Below are 15,778 nucleotides of genomic sequence, written 5' to 3'. Positions count from 1 at the left end.
CGCCCGGGCGAGCAGGTCCGCGTCTTCCCGCTGTCCAACTGGACCGAGGCCGACGTCTGGAACTACATCGCCCGCGAGAAGGTCGAGCTGCCGTCGATCTACTACGCGCACCGGCGCGAGGTGTACCTGCGCGACGGGATGCTGCTGGCCGAGGGCCCGTGGGGCGGTCCGCGGCCGGGCGAAGAGGTCCGGGAGCTGACCGTCCGCTACCGGACCGTCGGCGACGGCTCGTGCACCGGCGCGATCGAATCCACCGCGGCCACCGTCGAAGACGTCATCGCCGAAGTGTCGGCCTCGCGGCTCACCGAGCGCGGCGCGACCCGGGCCGACGACCGGATGTCCGAGGCGGCCATGGAAGACCGCAAGCGTGAGGGGTACTTCTGATGAGTTCGCTGCTGCGCCTGGCCACCGCCGGGAGCGTCGACGACGGCAAGTCGACCCTGGTCGGCCGCCTGTTGTACGACACGAAGTCGGTGCTCGCCGACCAGCTCGACGCGGTGACCCGCGCGTCCGTCGACAAGGGACTGTCCACTCCGGACCTGTCGCTGCTGGTCGACGGCCTGCGCTCGGAGCGTGAGCAGGGCATCACCATCGACGTCGCCTACCGCTACTTCGCCACGCCGAAGCGGTCGTTCGTGCTGGCCGACACGCCGGGGCACGTGCAGTACACGCGCAACACGGTGACCGGCGCGTCCACCGCGCAGCTGGCCGTGCTGCTCGTCGACGCGCGCAAGGGCGTGATCGAGCAGACCCGGCGGCACGCGGCCGTGCTGGCCCTGCTCGGCGTGCCGCAGCTGGTGCTGGCGGTGAACAAGATCGACCTGGTCGGCTACGACGAGGCGACGTTCACGGTGATCGCCGAGGAGTTCGCCGCGCACGCGCTGTCGCTCGGCTACGCGCGGGGTTCGGTGCTCGCGATCCCGGTGTCGGCGCTGGAGGGCGACAACGTCGCGACGCGCTCGGAGCGGACGCCGTGGTACACCGGGCCGAGCCTGCTGGAGCACCTGGAGGACGTGCCGGTCGCGCCCGACCCGCACGACTCGGCGCTGCGGTTCCCGGTGCAGTACGTGATCCGCCCGCGCACGCCCGAGTACCCGGACTACCGCGGCTACGCGGGCCAGATCGCGGCCGGCACGGTGCGGCCGGGCGACGAGATCGTCGTGCTGCCGCAGGGCATCCGCAGCCGGGTCGAGCGGATCGACACCGCGGACGGCCCGCTCGCGGAGGCCGGCGCCGGGACGTCGGTGACGCTGCTGCTCGCCGACGACATCGACATCTCCCGCGGCGACCTGATCGCCGCCGCGGACGCGCCGCCGCGCGTCACCGACGAGATCACCGGAACGCTGTGCTGGCTGTCGTCCAAGCCGCTGAAGCCGGGCGCGCGCGTGCTGGTCAAGCACGGCACCCGGACGGTGCAGGCGCTGGTGGACGAGTTGCACGCGCGCTTCGACGAGCAGGCATTGTCCAGTGTGGACTCGCCGCCGTCGTTGGAGCTCAACGACATCGGGCTGGTCACGCTGCGCCTGGCCGAGGAGCTGGGCGTCGACGACTACGGCGTCAGCCCGCGCACCGGCGCGTTCCTGGTGATCGACCCGAAGGACGGCGACACCCTCGCCGCCGGGCTGGTGGGTGAGCGCTTCTCGTGACGCCTCCCCTGGTCGCCGTCGCGCACGGCAGTCGTGATCCCCGCTCGGCCGAGACCGTGCGGGCGCTCGTCGACGTCGTGCGCGCCCAGGCACCGGGCGCGTCGGTGTACGAGTCCTTCCTGGACCTGTCGGCGCCGCTCGTCACGGACGTGCTGCGGTCGCTGTACGCGGACGGGCACCGGACGGCGGTCGTGGTGCCACTGCTGCTGGGCAGCGCGTTCCACGCCCGGGTCGACCTGCCGGCGCTGATCGACGAGGTCGTCGCGGACTGCCCGGGCTTCGTCGTGCGGACGTCCGACGTGCTCGGCGCCGACCCGGCCCTGGAAGCCGTCGCCCTCGACCGGCTGGCGGCGGCGCCTCGCCGCGGGGACACCGGCGTGATCGTCAGCGCGGTCGGCTCGTCGAACGCTTCCGCGAACGCCGTCGTCGCCGGGCTGGCTTCCCGCTGGGAAGAGCGGCTGGGCCTCCCGGTGAGCGAGGCGTTCGCTTCCGCGACCCAGCCGGACATCCCCGCCGCGGCGGCGGCACTGCGAGCGCGGGGTGCTCAGCACCTGGTCGTCGCGTCGTGGTTCCTGGCCCCGGGCCTGCTGCCGGACCGGATCGCGCGGTTGGCCCGCGAGGCGGATCCGGACGCGTTCATCGCCGCACCATTGGCGAACGACCCGCGCGTCGCCGACGTGGTGGTCAGCCGGTACGCGTCCGCGGTCAGCGGGCTGCTTCGGCAGTACGCCTGACACCCGGCGCTAGGCGTCGAAAATCGCATGCATGTCGGCCACGGGCAGCCGCCGGACCGTCGGGAAGGGACGTTCGGGTGGCGGGCGGCGGCTTCTCGTGTGCCGGGCGCAGGATCCGTGGCGATGTCGGCGACCAGCGGCGCCGGGAGATCGGGATACGAGCAAGCAATGGCGCGCAGGCCGGAGTCGCGGCTGTGCGCGAACCGGAGGAAGGCGTCCCGGGGAAAGCGGGGATGGCCGGTCAGCGACCGCCGGAACTCCCGGCTCTCGCCGTGTGAGACGAGCAGCTCTTCGAGTGCGGCGCCGGACACGGAATCATGGTGGGCCGCGGTGACGCGGCGGACCATCGTCGAATCGTCGGTCATCAGGCGGTCGACGGCCCATGGCGGGAGATCCCGGCTGCCCGCCACGACCGTCCGGAAGAACTCGTACGGGGAATCGAGGTACTCCAGGCGTCCGGCGAGTGGCATCTCGCGGAGCCACCGCACCTCCCTGACGTCCCGCGACAGGTTGGACAGGTAATAGCCCACCGTCCACTGGCGGAGGGGGTGCAGTGCGGGCACTTTGGCGAGCAGGACGTCCCGGACGTCTCCCGAAGTGGCCCGGTTCAGCAGCAGGCCGACCATGAACATCTCGTTCTCGGTCTCGGCGAGCGATCGAACTGTCCCGGCGGGCAGACCGGGGTGGTTGGCCAGGCGGAAGTGCTCGTCCGCGTCATCGGCCTCGGTGAACCGAGCGATCAGCTCCGGCGTGAGGTCGACGTACCGAGGGCGTCCGCGCTCGTCACCGGGTCGGCGAGGAGCGCGTCGAGCAGATCGGGCGGCGGTGGGACGGCAGACCAGTGCAGTGCGGTGCAACGGACGTCGCCGTCTTCGTCGGTCAGCCACGCCCGCAGCACCTCTGGCGGCGGGTTGTGCCAGCGTTCGGCCAGCGCCTTGCGCACCTCGACCGCGGGGTCGGCGGCGAGCCGGGTGCGCACCTGCTCGTCCGTGATCCCGCGAGCCGCCGAGGCCGCGCACCTCTGCCGAAGGGTGTCCGGACAGCCGAAGCAGGATGCCCTGCGGCGTCGACTCGTTGGCGGCCAGCCACCCCGCACTGTCGGGCCCCCGTTCGATCACGGCGTCCGCGAAGCGCTCACTGATCTCCGACCTGACCCGGACCACGGCGTAGGCCAGTTCGGGGTCCTGGATCAGCCGGATCGCGAGGTCGTCGGGAGTAGCGGGATTCGAAGCCAGGCCACGCACAGCAGCCTGGCGGCGGGTGGTGGCCATGTCCGGAGCTTACTGACCACCCTGCGTACCCGGGGGCGTGCCACCACCGCCAGAAGGTGAGTCTCATTCACATTTTCCGTGACTCCGGGTACATGGGAACGGTGAATCCTTGACGTGGTAGTTAACTTGCCGGTAACTATCTGAACTGCTGCGCAGCTTTCTTCCCTCCCCTCGTGAAACCGCAGGTAGGTGGACACAGATGAAAGCTCTTCACTTTTCCCGGCTCGCCGCGCTGACCGCGGCCGCGGTCCTGCCGATCGCCCTCGCCGCTCCGGCGTCGGCCGCCACCAGCGTCACCTTCGACTGCCAAGCCAACGCCCCGATCGTCGGCCCGCAGAAGGTCGCGCTCAACCAGGACGCCGACGTGACCGCGCCGCCGACCGTCGCGCCCGGTGCCGCGTTCGACGTCGTCATCGATCCGGCGCCGAACACCGTCCCGGCCGAGGTGAGCGGGAACAAGGTCAAGAACATCAACACCTTCGCGCTCAAGATCCCGATCCCGGCCAACTCCTCCTACGTCGGCGCGGACCTCGCCGGCGGCTCCGGCCTGGGCACCACCCCGCCGACCATCTCCGTCGCGAACGGCGTCGCCACGCTGAGCTTCCCCGGCCCGATCGCGGGTGGCGCCACCTTCGAACTGCCCACGGTCACCGCGCACCTGACCGCGGGCCAGTCGGGCACCATCCAGACGAAGCTGGGCGGCACCAGCTACAGCGACCCCGGGCTGACGTTCAAGGCGGTGGCGAGCACGATCATCGGCGACCTCACCGCGCCGACGGCCTGCTTCCCCAACCCCAGCCCCGTCTTCACCACGACGACCATCGGCTGAGCGCCGGTCACCCTGCGGGCGGTTCGCCGCCCGCAGGGTGACCGCACGGGCAGCGTCGATCCGCGCCTTCGAGCGCTGTGCCCCGCGTAACACCGGCCACGCGCGGCGAGTGTGCGAAGGTGACGGACATGGCTGACGAACTGGTGCACTACGACGTGGTGGGCGGCACCGCCACGATCACCCTGGACTCCCCGCACAACCGCAACGCGCTCTCGGCGCAGCTGCGCCGCGAACTCTCGGACTCACTCGCGAAAGCGGCCGCCGACAACGCCGTGCGCGTGATCGTGCTGACCCACACCGGGCCGGTGTTCTGCGCGGGGATGGACCTGAAGGAAGCCCGCGGTGCCGGCGCGGGCGACCAGGGCGTGAACGAGTTCCCCCGCATTCTCGAGCAGCTGTGGACCAGCCCGAAGCCGGTGGTGGCGCGCCTGGCGGGCCCGGCGCGGGCGGGCGGCATCGGCATGGTGGCGGCGTGCGACATCGCCGTGGCGGTGCCGGCAGCGACGTTCGCCTTCTCCGAAGTCCGCATCGGCGTGGTGCCGGCGATCATCTCCCTGACGGTCCTCCCGCGGCTGAACCCGCGTGCGGCGCACGAGCTGTTCCTGACGGGCGACACGTTCGACGCCCGCCGCGCGGTCGAGATCGGCCTGCTGAACTCGGCGTCCGACGACCTCGACGGCGAGGTCGCCCGGTACGTCAAGGCGCTCGCGGCCGGCGGCCCGAAGGCGCTGGCCGAGACGAAGGCGCTGCTGAGCCGCCCCCGCCCGGCCACGCCGTCGGACGGCTTCGAGGAAATGCTCGGCCTGTCGGCGAAGTTCTTCGCCAGTGAGGAAGGCCAGGAGGGCATCCTGGCCTTCGCCCAGAAGCGCAAGCCGAACTGGGTCCCGCAGGACTAAGCCGGCACGCGGGCCTGCTTGCGCGGCAGCAGGGCGAGCAGGCCCGTCACCCCGCCGCACAGCGCGGCGACCACGTACACCGGTGCCAAACCGCCTGCCTGGTAAGCGATCCCGAGCACCGCGACCCCGAGCGTCTGCCCGAACTGCCGGGTCGTCGTCAGAATGCCCCCGGCCATCCCGGCCCGGCCCGGCGGTGCCGCGGTCGCTATCGCGGCGCCCATGGCCGGCCCCGAAATCCCGACGCCGATCCCGGTCACCGCCAGTCCGACGGCGATCCCGACGCTCCACTGCAGCAGGCAGCCGAACGCACCGAGCAGCACGCCCACGCCCAGCAGCACCCGCGGCGGGAACCGGTGCAGGAAGCGACCGGCGAACGTCGAAGTCAGGAACGACGCCACCGCCAGCGGCGCCAGCGCGAGCCCGGCGGCGACCGGCCCCAGCGAACGCCCGGTCTGCAGCCACAGCGAAACGTAGACCAGGGCGGCGAAAGTCAGCGTCGAAGCCGCCGCGCACGCGATCAGCGTCGTGAACTCGCCGTCGCGGAACAACCCCAGCTCCAGCATCGGTTCCGCACGACGGCGTTCCACCAGCACGAAACCGGCGAAGGCGGCCACCGAAACCCCCAGCGCTCCCACGGTGGCCGGAGAAGTCCACCGTCCGGAGCCGCCCAGGGTCAGCCCGTGCACCAAGCTCGCGGCGAAGACCGCGAACCACACCGCACCCGCGACGTCGAACCGGCCACGTCGGGCCGGGGTGTCCGGCCGCAGCACCAGTGCGGCGAACACCGCCGTCAGCACCGCCAGCGGGACGTTGACGAAGAAGATCGCCGCCCAGCCGAAGTACTCGGTCAGCACCCCGCCGACCACCGGACCCGCCGCCGCCCCGAGCCCGTTCACCGCGAAGAACACGCTGATCGCGGTCCCGCGCGCACGTCCTTCGTAGGAAGCGGCCAGGATCGCGAACCCGGTCACCGCCAGCGCCGAGCCGCCGACCGCCTGCACGCCACGGGCCGCGATCAGCGTCCCGATGTCCGGGGCCAGGCCACAGGCCAGGGACGCCAGGCCGAACACGGCCAGCCCGGCGAGGAACACCCGCCGCAGGCCCCAGCGGTCGGCGAGCGAACCCGCCGCGAGCATGAGCACCGCCAGCACCAGCGTGTAGACGTCCGGCACCCACTGCAGCTGCCCCACCGACGCCGTCAGATCGGCGCCGATCCGGGGCAGGGCCACCGTGACGACGGTGGTGTCCAGCAGGAACAGGAACGAGCCCGCACACACGGCGAGCAACGGCCACCACTTGCGCATCGAATCTCCCTTCGAGTCCTCCGAAGGGTGCGGTCGTGACGCCGGTCCTCACCACAAAGGTCGACAAGTCTGCCGGATACCGTCATGACCTAGGGTGCCAGCATGGAAACCGTCACCCTGGACGACGTCGACCGCGGCCTGGTCCACGCGCTGCAGCTCGACGGCCGCGCCCCACTGCGCACGCTGGGCCAGGTGCTCGGCGTCTCGGAGAACACGGTCGCGCGGCGCTACCGGCGACTGCACGCGGCCGGCGTCCTCCGCGTCACGGGTGCGATCAGCGGCGGCGAGGCCGGCTACACGACGTGGACGCTGCGCCTGCGCACGACGCCGGACGCCGGGGCCGCCGTCGCGGACGCGCTGGCCGACCGGTCCGACGTGTCGTGGGTGCACGTGCTGTCCGGCGGCACCGAGATCTCCTGCACCGTGCACGCCCCAGACACGGCCGGCCGCGATGACCTGCTCCTGCGCAAGCTGCCGCGGGCGAGCCGGGTCACCGCCGTCTCCGCGCACGAACTGCTCCACACGTTCGCGCTGCCGGACGGCTGGCGCGGGCTGCACTGCCTGACCCCCGCGCAGATCGAGCAGCTGCGCCCGTCCGAGCCCGACGGCACCGGCCTCCCGCCCGACCCCGAAGACCAGCCCCTTCTCGACGCGCTGGCCCACGACGGGCGCGCGAGCTACACCGCGCTGGCGAAAGCGACCGGCTGGTCCGACTCCACCGTGCGCCGCCGGATGGACCTGCTGCGGCGGCACGGCACGCTGACCTTCCACCTCGACGTCTCCCCGACCCGCCTCGGTTTCCGGTCCGAAACCCGGTTGTGGCTGACTGTCTCTCCCGCTCACCTCGCCGCAGCGGGCGCGGCGCTGGCGGGCCACGCCGAGACGTCCTTCGCCGTCGCCACCACCGGCACGACGAACCTCACCGCGATGGTCAACTGCCGCGACGGCCGCGACCTCTACCGCTACCTCACCGATCGCGTCGCCGGGATCCCCGGCGTGCAGACCCTCGAAAGCGCGCCGGTGATCCGCACGGTCAAACGCGCGGGGACGCCGCTCAGGCGTCCGGCAGCACGACCGTGAGCCGCCACGAACCGGCGCTGCGGCCGCTCGGGCCGAGTGCGCGCTGCGCGTCCGAAAGCACGCTGCGGATGGCCAGGTACGTCTTGGGTTCGGCCTTGCGCAAGGCGTCCGAGCCCGGCCAGATCAGCACGTGCTCCCCCGGCGGCAGCCACGACAGGTCGGTCAGGCAGTCGTAGAGCGCGTCGAGGTTGTGCCCGAAGTGGTCCGGAAAGGACAGTGCTTCGGCGAAGGCGGTGAGCGTGCTGGCCTTGTCGACGGTCGGCCGCGAATTCACCAGGTGCGGGTACGCACCCCGGGAGAACGCCTCTTCCGCGGCGGCCTTCGCCTGCTCGCCGGCGCTCATCGGGCCGGGTCCACGACGACGAACGACGCGTAGTGGTCGCCGGTGTAGTACAGCTCGTGCGCCTGCCCGGTGATCAGCCGCCGGGCGCCGCGGTCGGGACTGCCCGGGGTCTTCACCGTGTACTCGTGGTAGTAGCCGGACTTCTTGCCGGGCAAGCGCTTCTCCCGGTTCTCGAACACGACGTCGTCGTTGCGCGGGTACGGGTACGGGCCGCCCGCCTCGATCAGCTTCCACGTGTCCGCGGCCTGCGACGGCAGCGCGGAAAGCGCCTTCACCGGCAGCCCGGAGTCCGCGCCCGGCACCGCGGCACCGCCCTTGGCGGGCGTGGTCGTCACGCTCGGAGCGGGACTCGGTGCCGTCGAGCCGCCGCCGAGGTTGTCCTTGACCAGCCAGCCCCCCAGCACCAGCACGAGGAGCCCGATCAGCGCGGCGGTGATCCGCCTTCGGTTGAACATGGTGCGCGAGCCTATGCCGACCCGTCGGAGTCGTCGTCACGCCCCGGAGCCAGCCGGCGGGCGAACAGCCCGACCACCTTGTCGAGCACCCACGCGGCGGCCAGGCACAGCGGCACGACGACCACCATGACCAGCACGAACTGCACCGGGAACCAGGCCTGGGCGAGCCACAGCTCGACCCCGTCCCACCAGTCGGCAAGCCCGTTGAACACGGTGTGAGCCTACGCGCGCCCTGCTGCCCCCGCGCCGCAGGGGAGGTACGTTGCGAAGCATGTTCGCCGTGTACGCGCAGGAACCCAACGCCGACAGCCCGCTGGACTCGCTCGTCGTGGGCGAGCGCCCCGAACCCGAAGTGCCCGACGGCTGGGTCCGCGTGCAGGTCAAGGCGGCCAGCCTCAACATGCACGACCTCTGGACCCTGCGCGGCGTCGGCATCAAACCGGACCAGTTCCCGATGATCCTCGGCTGCGACGGCGCCGGGCTCCTCGACGACGGCACCGAGGTCGTCATCCACTCCGTGATCAACGCGCCGGGCTGGCAGGGCGACGACACGCTCGACCCGAAGCGCACCCTGCTCACCGAGAAGCACCAGGGCACCTTCGCCGACCAGGTCGTCGTGCCGGCCCGCAACGTCGTCCCGAAGCCCGCCGGGCTGAGCTTCGCCGAGGCCTCCGTCATGGGCACGGCCTGGCTGACCGCCTACCGGATGCTCTTCGTGAAGTCCGGGCTGCGGCCGGGGCAGACGATGCTGGTGCAGGGTGCCTCCGGCGGCGTCTCGACGGCGCTGGTCCAGCTCGGCCGCGCGGCCGGGTTCCGGGTCTGGGTCACCGGCCGCACCGAGGAGAAGCGCGCTCTCGCCACCAGCCTCGGCGCCCACCAGGCGTTCGAATCGGGCGCGCGGCTGCCCGAGCGCGTCGACGCCGTGTTCGAGACCGTCGGCAAGGCCACCTGGTCGCATTCGGTCAAATCGCTCAAGCCGGGCGGGATCATCGTGGTCTCGGGCTCGACCAGCGGCCCGGACGCGAACGCGGAGCTGCAGCGCGTCTTCTTCCTCCAGCTGCGCGTCGCCGGCTCGACCATGGGCACCCGCGACGAGCTCGCGGATCTGCTCGCGTACCTCGACCTGACCGGTGTCCGGCCGCAGATCGGTGCGGAACTTACATTTTCCGAGGCCCCCAAGGGGTTCCGGGCGATGCTCGAAGGGGACACCGCAGGCAAGATCGTCTTCACCCGGTAGACCGGCCGTGAGCTGGGCGGATCCCCGGATCCGCCCGGCGCGGAAATCATTTCGTCATCTGGTGATTTTTCGACGTGTTCAGTTCGAGACCTGGTCGTTAGCACCGAAATTCCACCAAAACCCAAGTCCGGCCAGGTAATCTGTAGTCATGACCGCAACGAAGCGGCCCGCGCCGGCTGGACCGGACGGCCGGCCCAGCAGCGACCCGGACCCGGTCCAGGTTTCCTTCCGGCGCTACGCCGGCGTCCGCACCCGGGTGCTGGAAGTCGGCGACACCGTTCCCGAGCCGGAGGTTCCGCGCCGCTCACTGCGTCGCCGGGCCGCCGCGCCGCACGTCCGGCCCACCACCCCGCGCCTGGTGCTCCTGCACGGCTACTGCGACAGCGCCGACACCTGGCGCCCCGCCCTGGAGCAGCTCGCGGCCGCCGGAATCCCGGCGGTTGCGGTCGATCTGCCCGGTTTCGGTGACGCCCAGCCGTTGCGGCCGGGCCCGATGCTGCCGCAGCTCGACGCGTTCACCACCGCCGTCGTCCGCGAGCAGGCCGTCCTCGGCTCGGTCGTGCTGGCCGGGAACTCCCTCGGCGGCACCATGAGCCTGCGCGCGGCGCAGAACAGCAGGCTGCCGATCTCCGGCGTCGTGTCGATCGCCGCGCCCGGCTTCGTCGATTCGTGGCTGATCCGCGCGGTGGCGCGCTATCCGCTGCCGCTGCGGCTGTACTCGTCCCTGCCCGTTCCCGTGCCGGGCTTCCTGGTGCGCAAGGTCGCCGAGCAGGTCGTCCCGCGGTTGCTGTACGCCGATTCGGGCGCGGCCGACGCGACCCAGGTCCAGCGCTTCACCGCGCTCTTCCCGGACTACCGCGCGACGAAGAACCGGCTGGAGGAGGCCCGGCAGCTCGTCGCGGAACTCGCCGACGCCTACCGCCTGGATTCCGTCGAGGTCCCGCTGCTGGTCGTCGCGTGCGGCAAGGACAAGCTCGTCACCGCGGCGTCCGGGCGGCAGCTGCACACGCTGGTGCCGCACAGCAGGCTGCTGGTCCGCGAGGACTGGGGGCACTGCCCGCAGCTGGACGCCCCGGTGGAGATCGCGGAACTGCTCACCTACTTCGCGGCGGGCGCGGTCCGGACCACCCAGGCCAAGCGGGCTGCCGCGACGGCGCCGAAGGCCGTCAGCGAGGACACCGCGGCGGGCTGACGAGCTCAGGCTGTAAGCGTGCGGAGTTGGCGGTAGGTTCCGGCGAGGGTCCGTGATCCGGACCTTCCACCGACCGCTCGGGAGGCGATGATGTCCGCTCCAGGAGGCACGAGCTCCGGCATCTTCCGGCGCAAGCCGATCGACCAGATCCAGGATCCGGCGGAAAGCGGCGGCCTGCAACGCACCCTGGGGCTGTGGCAGCTGACCGCCATCGGCATCGGCGGCATCATCGGCGCCGGGATCTTCGCCCTCGCCGGCAGCGTCGCGCACGGCGACGACGCGGCGGGTATCCCGGGAGTCGGCCCGGCCGTGCTGATCTCGTTCCTCATCGCCGGGGTCGCCAGCGCCGCGGCGGCGTTCTCCTACGCGGAGTTCGCCGGCCTGATCCCGAAGGCCGGCTCGGCCTACACCTACGGCTACGCGGTGCTCGGCGAGATCGTCGGCTGGTTCATCGGCTGGGACCTGCTGCTGGAGTACACCGCGATCGTGGCGGTGGTGGCCATCGGCATCTCGGGCTACTTCAACTTCCTGCTCGGCCAGATCGGCCTGGACCTGCCCGCGTGGATGCTCGGCGCGCCCGGTACCGGGCCGGGCCACAAGGTCGACCTGTTCGCCGCCCTGCTGTGCCTGCTGATCGCGTACCTGCTCAACCGCGGCATCCGCAGCGCCGCCCGGTTCGAGACGGCGATGGTCGGGATCAAGGTCCTGATCGTGCTGGTGGTCATCCTGGTCGGCTTCTTCTACGTCAAGACCGGCAACTACACGCCGTTCGCGCCCGCGGGCTTCGGCGGCGCGGTGACCGGCGCCGCGACGGTGTTCTTCGCGGTCTTCGGTTATGACGCCATGAGCACCGCGGCAGAGGAGTCCAAGGACGCGCAGCGGCACATGCCGAAGGCGATCCTGTACTCGCTGGCCATCTCGATGGTGCTGTACGTGCTGGCCTGCCTGGTCCTGACCGGTATGCAGAAGTACACCGAGATCGACCCGAAGAGCGGCTTCTCGACGGCGTTCAAGTCGGTCGGCCTCGACGGGCTGGCCACGGTGATCGCCATCGGCGCGATCGTCGGCATCCTGACCGTGCTGTTCACGTTCCTGATGGGCGCCACCCGCGTCGGCTACTCGATGAGCCGTGACGGGCTGCTCCCGCCGTGGCTGGGCAAGACGAACCCGGCGCGGCAGGTGCCGAGCCGGATGACGTGGATCCTCGGTGGCGCGGCGGCGATCATCGCCGGGGTGCTGCCGATCGGCGAGGCCGCCGAGCTGACGAACATCGGCATCCTGCTCGCGTTCGTCGTCGTCTGCGTCGCGGTGATCGTGCTGCGCTACAAGCAGCCGGACCTGCCCCGGACGTTCAAGACGCCGGGCATGCCGGTGGTGCCCGCGATCGGCGTCGTGTTCTCGATCTGGCTGATCACGTTCCTGCAGCCGGCGACCTGGCTGCGGTTCGCCGTCTGGTTCGTCCTCGGCCTGATCGTCTACTTCCTGTACAGCAAGCGGCACTCGGTCCTGAACCGCGGCCCGGGCGCCTAGCGGATCCGGTCGAGGCGTGCGGCGGCTTCGCGCGCCTCGACCTTCAGCCGTTCGATGATCACGGCGGCCGAGGCGTCGTAGGCGAGCGGGTAGGTCTGGCCCGCCCACAGCGAGATCGCTTCCGGGTCGCCCGCCTTCGCGGATGCCTTGCGCACCGGGCCCGCGAGGTGGTTGAGCTGCGGGTACGCGGCCGGCGCACCTTCGGACAGGGCGTCCATGAACTTGTTGACCAGCCCGCGCGCCGGGCGGCCGCTGAACGCGCGGGTGAAGGCCGTCTCGCGCTCAGCCAGGGCGAGGGCCTTGCGGTGCGCCTCGGACGTCCCGGCTTCGTCCGCGCGCAGGAAAACGGTGCCCAGCTGGGCGGCCGCGGCCCCGGCGGCGAGCACGGCCGCGACGTCGGCGCCGTGCACCAGCCCCCCGGCGGCGATCAGCGGCAGCTCGACCCGGGCGGCGACCAGCCTCAGGAGCGCGAGCACGCCGTATTCGGCGCCGCCGCCGGGCAGGCGCGGGTCATCGGTGAACAGGCTGCGGTGCCCGCCGGCTTCGAAGCCCTGGACGACGAGCGCGTCGGCACCGAGGTCGGCCGCTCGCTGCGCGGCTTCCGGAGTGGTCACGGTGATGACGATCTTGCTGCCGGCGTCCTTCAGGCGCACCACGTCCGACGGCGTGGGCGGGCCGAAGGTGAACGAGACCACCGGCACACGCTTCTCGAGCACGACGTCCAGCTTCGCCGGGTAGGCGTCGTCGTCCCACTTCGGCTCACCGAGCTCGACGTCGTACTCGCGGGCGAACTCCCGCAGGCGGGTTTCGTGGCCGGAGGTGTCGGCGCCGGTATCGGGCTGCGGGACGAAGAGGTTGACGCCGAACGGCCGCCCGGTGAGCTCGGCGGTGCGGTCGATCTGCGCGGTCAGCGCCGCGGGGGTGAGCATGCCGGCGGAAAGGAAGCCGAAGCCCCCGGCCTCGGACACCGCGGCGACCAGCTCCGGAGTGGTGGGACCGCCGGCCATCGGCGCGGCGACGACCGGGAACGTCAGCTCGTCGAACATGCCACCGAGCGTAGTCCCCCAGGACTACCCAAGCTGGTCTAGACCAAATGGGCGGGAAGTGCGACGATCCGGACAGGTGCGACGGCGAGGTCGCGCCCTGCCCGCCAGGAGGTCCCCCGGTGAAGAACCCGTTCGCGCGGCGACTCGGCCGCGCGCTCGCCGTGCTGGCCCTGATCGGCGCCGGTACCCAGCTCACGCAGGCCGAAGCGGCCACCCCGGCGTTGCAGTCGATCGTGCCGGTGCCGGTCTCGGTGACCCCGGCGGCCGGTGTCGCGTTCCCGCTGGTCTCGACCACGAAGATCGTCACCGAGGCCGGTTCGGCACCGGCCCGGCAGGTCGGCGACTACCTGGCCGGCGTGCTGCGGCCGTCGACCGGCTTCGCGCTGCCGGTGTCCGACGCGCCCGCAGCCGTGCCGTCCGACAGCATCGCGCTGCTGCTGAGCGGCGCGCCCGCGTCCGTCGGCGCGCAGGGTTACCAGCTGGTGTCGACGGCGTCGTCGGTCACCGTGCGGGCCACGACCGCGGACGGTCTGTTCGCCGCGGTCCAGACGTTGCGGCAGCTGCTGCCGGGCCGGGTCGAAAGCGCCTCGGCCCAGCCCGGGCCGTGGAGCATCCCGGGCGCGACGGTGCTCGACTACCCGCGCTTCGCCTACCGCGGCGCGATGCTCGACGTCGCCCGCCACTTCCACCCGGTGTCGACGGTCAAGCGGTACCTCGACCAGCTGGCCCAGTACAAGATCAACCACCTGCACCTGCACCTGGCCGACGACCAGGGCTGGCGCATCCAGATCGACAGCTGGCCCCGCCTGGCGACGTACGGCGGCAGCACCCAGGTCGGCGGCGGCGCGGGCGGCTACTACACGAAGGCGCAGTACACGGACATCGTGAACTACGCGGCGTCCCGCCACATCACGATCATCCCGGAGATCGACATGCCGGGACACGTGAACGCGGCCCTGGCGTCGTACGCGGAGCTGAACTGCAACGGCGTGGCGCCCGCCCTGCGCACGGACACGGCGGTTGGCTACAGCTCGCTGTGCATCTCGAAGGACATCACGTACACGTTCGTCGCGGATGTCCTGCGCGAGCTGGCGGCCCTGACCCCGGGCCCGTACCTCCACATCGGCGGCGACGAAGCGTCGGCGACCTCGCAGGCGGACTACCTGACGTTCATGAACAAGGTGCTTCCCCTGGTGGCGGCGACGGGCAAATCGGTGGTGGGCTGGCACGACATCGCGAAGGCGTCCCTGCCCGCTTCGGCGACCCCGCAGTTCTGGGGAACGTCCACATCGGACTCGGGGGTCTCGACGGCGGTTTCCCGCGGCAGCAAGGTGATCCTGTCGCCGGCGAACAAGGCGTACCTGGACATGAAGTACAACAGCTCGACGCCCATCGGCCTGTCGTGGGCGGGCTACATCGAGATTCAGGACGCGTACAACTGGAACCCGGGAGCGTACCTGTCGGGCGTGGGCGAGTCGGCGGTCCGCGGCGTGGAGTCACCACTGTGGACGGAGACGGTGGTCAACCCGGCGGACATCGACTACCTCGTGTTCCCCCGGTTGGCGGCGCACGCGGAGCTGGGCTGGTCCCCGTGGTCGACGCACGACTGGACGGCGTTCCGGACCCGGCTGGGGGCCCAGGCGCCGCGGTGGGTGGCGCAGGGCATCAACTTCTACCGGTCTTCGCAGATCGCGTGGGACACGGGCGGAACGACGAACCCGGGTACCTGCGCGGACCCGGCGTGGAGCGCCACGCAGGTCTACCCGGGCGGGAACGTGGTGTCCCACAACGGCCACAAGTGGACGGCGAAGTGGTGGACGCAGGGAGAGGAGCCGGGAACGACGGGCCAGTGGGGAGTCTGGACCGACAACGGCGCCTGCTGACCTGAGCTGTTCCCGGAGGCGGCCCGGGCGTGGCACAGTCGACGGGTGAGCGAAACGCCCGCACGACCGGACGGCCGAGAGCCCGGCTTTCGCGCCGAGCGCTTGGGCAAGGTGCTCAGCACGCGTGCCATCGTGCTCGCCGGGCTGATCGTCGTCGTGGTCGCGCTCGGGACGCTCTGGCTCCTGCTGGCGCTGTTCGGCGCCGGCACCCCGGCGGACCAGGCGCAGCTGGACGTCTTCCGCGCGACCGGAAACGTGGTGCTCGGCGCGGGCGGAGCCGTTGCGCTGGTGCTGGCCGCACGACGTCAGCGCCTGGGCGAGCTCGAACTGCG

The 15,778-nt window shown here is 71.6% G+C and carries 16 protein-coding genes and 1 pseudogene; 11 read left to right on the top strand and 6 right to left on the bottom strand.

All coding sequences use genetic code 11. The features are described 5' to 3' along the window. From CCN39_RS17050 to CCN39_RS17040, 3 genes are all read left to right on the top strand, one after another. Positions 1–384 (top strand): phosphoadenosine phosphosulfate reductase domain-containing protein (locus CCN39_RS17050; protein WP_158104516.1); only part of this gene is annotated, 384 nt, incomplete at its 5' end. Next, positions 384–1,646, top strand: a complete 1,263-nt coding sequence (locus CCN39_RS17045) for a sulfate adenylyltransferase subunit 1 (RefSeq protein ID WP_086843124.1) — start codon at positions 384–386, stop codon at positions 1,644–1,646. The genes CCN39_RS17050 and CCN39_RS17045, both read left to right, overlap by 1 nt. Continuing rightward, on the top strand, positions 1,643–2,380 hold the full coding sequence (locus tag CCN39_RS17040; RefSeq protein WP_086843123.1) for a sirohydrochlorin chelatase: 738 nt from the start codon (positions 1,643–1,645) through the stop codon (positions 2,378–2,380). Before CCN39_RS17045 ends, CCN39_RS17040 begins: the two co-directional genes overlap by 4 nt. 739 nt (positions 2,381–3,119) lie before the next feature. Here the strand turns inward: CCN39_RS17040 and CCN39_RS17030 are convergent. Beyond that, complete coding sequence (locus CCN39_RS17030) at positions 3,120–3,359, bottom strand: hypothetical protein (RefSeq protein WP_086843119.1); 240 nt, start codon at positions 3,357–3,359, stop codon at positions 3,120–3,122. Between the two features lie 491 nt (positions 3,360–3,850). Between CCN39_RS17030 and CCN39_RS17025 the strand changes: the two genes are divergently transcribed. Then, positions 3,851–4,480: a cyclase gene (locus CCN39_RS17025; protein WP_086843118.1), complete on the top strand. Its 630-nt coding sequence runs from the start codon at positions 3,851–3,853 to the stop codon at positions 4,478–4,480. A 128-nt stretch (positions 4,481–4,608) separates the two neighbouring features. Then, complete coding sequence (locus CCN39_RS17020) at positions 4,609–5,376, top strand: enoyl-CoA hydratase family protein (RefSeq protein WP_086843116.1); 768 nt, start codon at positions 4,609–4,611, stop codon at positions 5,374–5,376. Here the strand turns inward: CCN39_RS17020 and CCN39_RS17015 are convergent. Continuing rightward, entirely contained in the window at positions 5,373–6,680 is a 1,308-nt protein-coding gene (locus CCN39_RS17015; protein WP_086843114.1) for an MFS transporter, read from the bottom strand. The two genes, CCN39_RS17020 and CCN39_RS17015, sit on opposite strands and share 4 nt — an antisense overlap. Before the next feature lie 102 nt (positions 6,681–6,782). Here CCN39_RS17015 and CCN39_RS17010 point away from each other — a divergent pair, with 102 nt between their 5' ends. Beyond that, entirely contained in the window at positions 6,783–7,760 is a 978-nt protein-coding gene (locus CCN39_RS17010) for an Lrp/AsnC family transcriptional regulator (RefSeq protein ID WP_086843112.1), read from the top strand. Here the strand turns inward: CCN39_RS17010 and CCN39_RS17005 are convergent. Genes CCN39_RS17005 through CCN39_RS16995 form a run of 3 tightly spaced genes read right to left on the bottom strand, consistent with a single transcriptional unit; the run spans position 7,735 to position 8,770 of the window. After that, positions 7,735–8,103 (bottom strand): barstar family protein, encoded by a 369-nt coding sequence (locus CCN39_RS17005; RefSeq protein WP_086843110.1) that lies wholly within the window; start codon positions 8,101–8,103, stop codon positions 7,735–7,737. The two genes, CCN39_RS17010 and CCN39_RS17005, sit on opposite strands and share 26 nt — an antisense overlap. Then, positions 8,100–8,558, bottom strand: a complete 459-nt coding sequence (locus CCN39_RS17000; protein WP_086843108.1) for a guanyl-specific ribonuclease — start codon at positions 8,556–8,558, stop codon at positions 8,100–8,102. Before CCN39_RS17000 ends, CCN39_RS17005 begins: the two co-directional genes overlap by 4 nt. A gap of 11 nt (positions 8,559–8,569) precedes the next feature. Then, positions 8,570–8,770: a hypothetical protein gene (locus CCN39_RS16995; protein ID WP_086843106.1), complete on the bottom strand. Its 201-nt coding sequence runs from the start codon at positions 8,768–8,770 to the stop codon at positions 8,570–8,572. Between the two features lie 59 nt (positions 8,771–8,829). Here CCN39_RS16995 and CCN39_RS16990 point away from each other — a divergent pair, with 59 nt between their 5' ends. The 3 genes from CCN39_RS16990 (at position 8,830) to CCN39_RS16980 (ending at position 12,517) form a co-directional block, all read left to right on the top strand. Then, positions 8,830–9,795 carry a quinone oxidoreductase family protein gene (locus tag CCN39_RS16990; protein WP_086843104.1) on the top strand — a complete coding sequence of 322 codons (966 nt, stop codon included), beginning with the start codon at positions 8,830–8,832 and terminating at the stop codon, positions 9,793–9,795. A gap of 148 nt (positions 9,796–9,943) precedes the next feature. Further along, complete coding sequence (locus CCN39_RS16985) at positions 9,944–10,987, top strand: alpha/beta fold hydrolase (protein ID WP_086843102.1); 1,044 nt, start codon at positions 9,944–9,946, stop codon at positions 10,985–10,987. A gap of 90 nt (positions 10,988–11,077) precedes the next feature. After that, positions 11,078–12,517, top strand: coding sequence for an amino acid permease (locus CCN39_RS16980; RefSeq protein ID WP_086843100.1), 1,440 nt, complete (start codon positions 11,078–11,080; stop codon positions 12,515–12,517). Here CCN39_RS16980 and CCN39_RS16975 read toward each other — a convergent pair. Then, positions 12,514–13,563, bottom strand: a complete 1,050-nt coding sequence (locus tag CCN39_RS16975) for an NAD(P)H-dependent flavin oxidoreductase (RefSeq protein WP_086843098.1) — start codon at positions 13,561–13,563, stop codon at positions 12,514–12,516. The genes CCN39_RS16980 and CCN39_RS16975 overlap by 4 nt on opposite strands. Before the next feature lie 119 nt (positions 13,564–13,682). Between CCN39_RS16975 and CCN39_RS16970 the strand changes: the two genes are divergently transcribed. Together CCN39_RS16970 and CCN39_RS16965 are read left to right on the top strand one after the other, a co-directional pair. Further along, complete coding sequence (locus tag CCN39_RS16970; RefSeq protein ID WP_086843096.1) at positions 13,683–15,446, top strand: beta-N-acetylhexosaminidase; 1,764 nt, start codon at positions 13,683–13,685, stop codon at positions 15,444–15,446. Positions 15,447–15,491: 45 nt separating this feature from the next. Continuing rightward, positions 15,492–15,778: pseudogene (locus tag CCN39_RS16965) on the top strand (pentapeptide repeat-containing protein); the annotation flags it as partial.

Source organism: Amycolatopsis kentuckyensis (assembly GCF_002155975.1).
GTDB lineage: Bacteria > Actinomycetota > Actinomycetes > Mycobacteriales > Pseudonocardiaceae > Amycolatopsis > Amycolatopsis kentuckyensis.
The sequence above is the reverse complement of the archived record's forward strand: the minus strand, read 5'-3'. Positions and strand labels throughout refer to the sequence as shown.

Bases quoted from the DNA above. Each gene is read 5' to 3' on its own strand.
- CCN39_RS17020 (WP_086843116.1), top strand. From the start codon at position 4,609: ATGGCTGACGAACTGGTGCACTACGACGTGGTGGGCGGCACCGCCACG.
- CCN39_RS16980 (WP_086843100.1), top strand. From the start codon at position 11,078: ATGTCCGCTCCAGGAGGCACGAGCTCCGGCATCTTCCGGCGCAAGCCG.
- CCN39_RS16975 (WP_086843098.1), bottom strand. From the start codon at position 13,563: ATGTTCGACGAGCTGACGTTCCCGGTCGTCGCCGCGCCGATGGCCGGC.
- CCN39_RS17000 (WP_086843108.1), bottom strand. From the start codon at position 8,558: ATGTTCAACCGAAGGCGGATCACCGCCGCGCTGATCGGGCTCCTCGTG.
- CCN39_RS17025 (WP_086843118.1), top strand. From the start codon at position 3,851: ATGAAAGCTCTTCACTTTTCCCGGCTCGCCGCGCTGACCGCGGCCGCG.
- CCN39_RS17015 (WP_086843114.1), bottom strand. From the start codon at position 6,680: ATGCGCAAGTGGTGGCCGTTGCTCGCCGTGTGTGCGGGCTCGTTCCTG.
- CCN39_RS17005 (WP_086843110.1), bottom strand. From the start codon at position 8,103: ATGAGCGCCGGCGAGCAGGCGAAGGCCGCCGCGGAAGAGGCGTTCTCC.
- CCN39_RS16990 (WP_086843104.1), top strand. From the start codon at position 8,830: ATGTTCGCCGTGTACGCGCAGGAACCCAACGCCGACAGCCCGCTGGAC.
- CCN39_RS17010 (WP_086843112.1), top strand. From the start codon at position 6,783: ATGGAAACCGTCACCCTGGACGACGTCGACCGCGGCCTGGTCCACGCG.
- CCN39_RS16985 (WP_086843102.1), top strand. From the start codon at position 9,944: ATGACCGCAACGAAGCGGCCCGCGCCGGCTGGACCGGACGGCCGGCCC.
- CCN39_RS17045 (WP_086843124.1), top strand. From the start codon at position 384: ATGAGTTCGCTGCTGCGCCTGGCCACCGCCGGGAGCGTCGACGACGGC.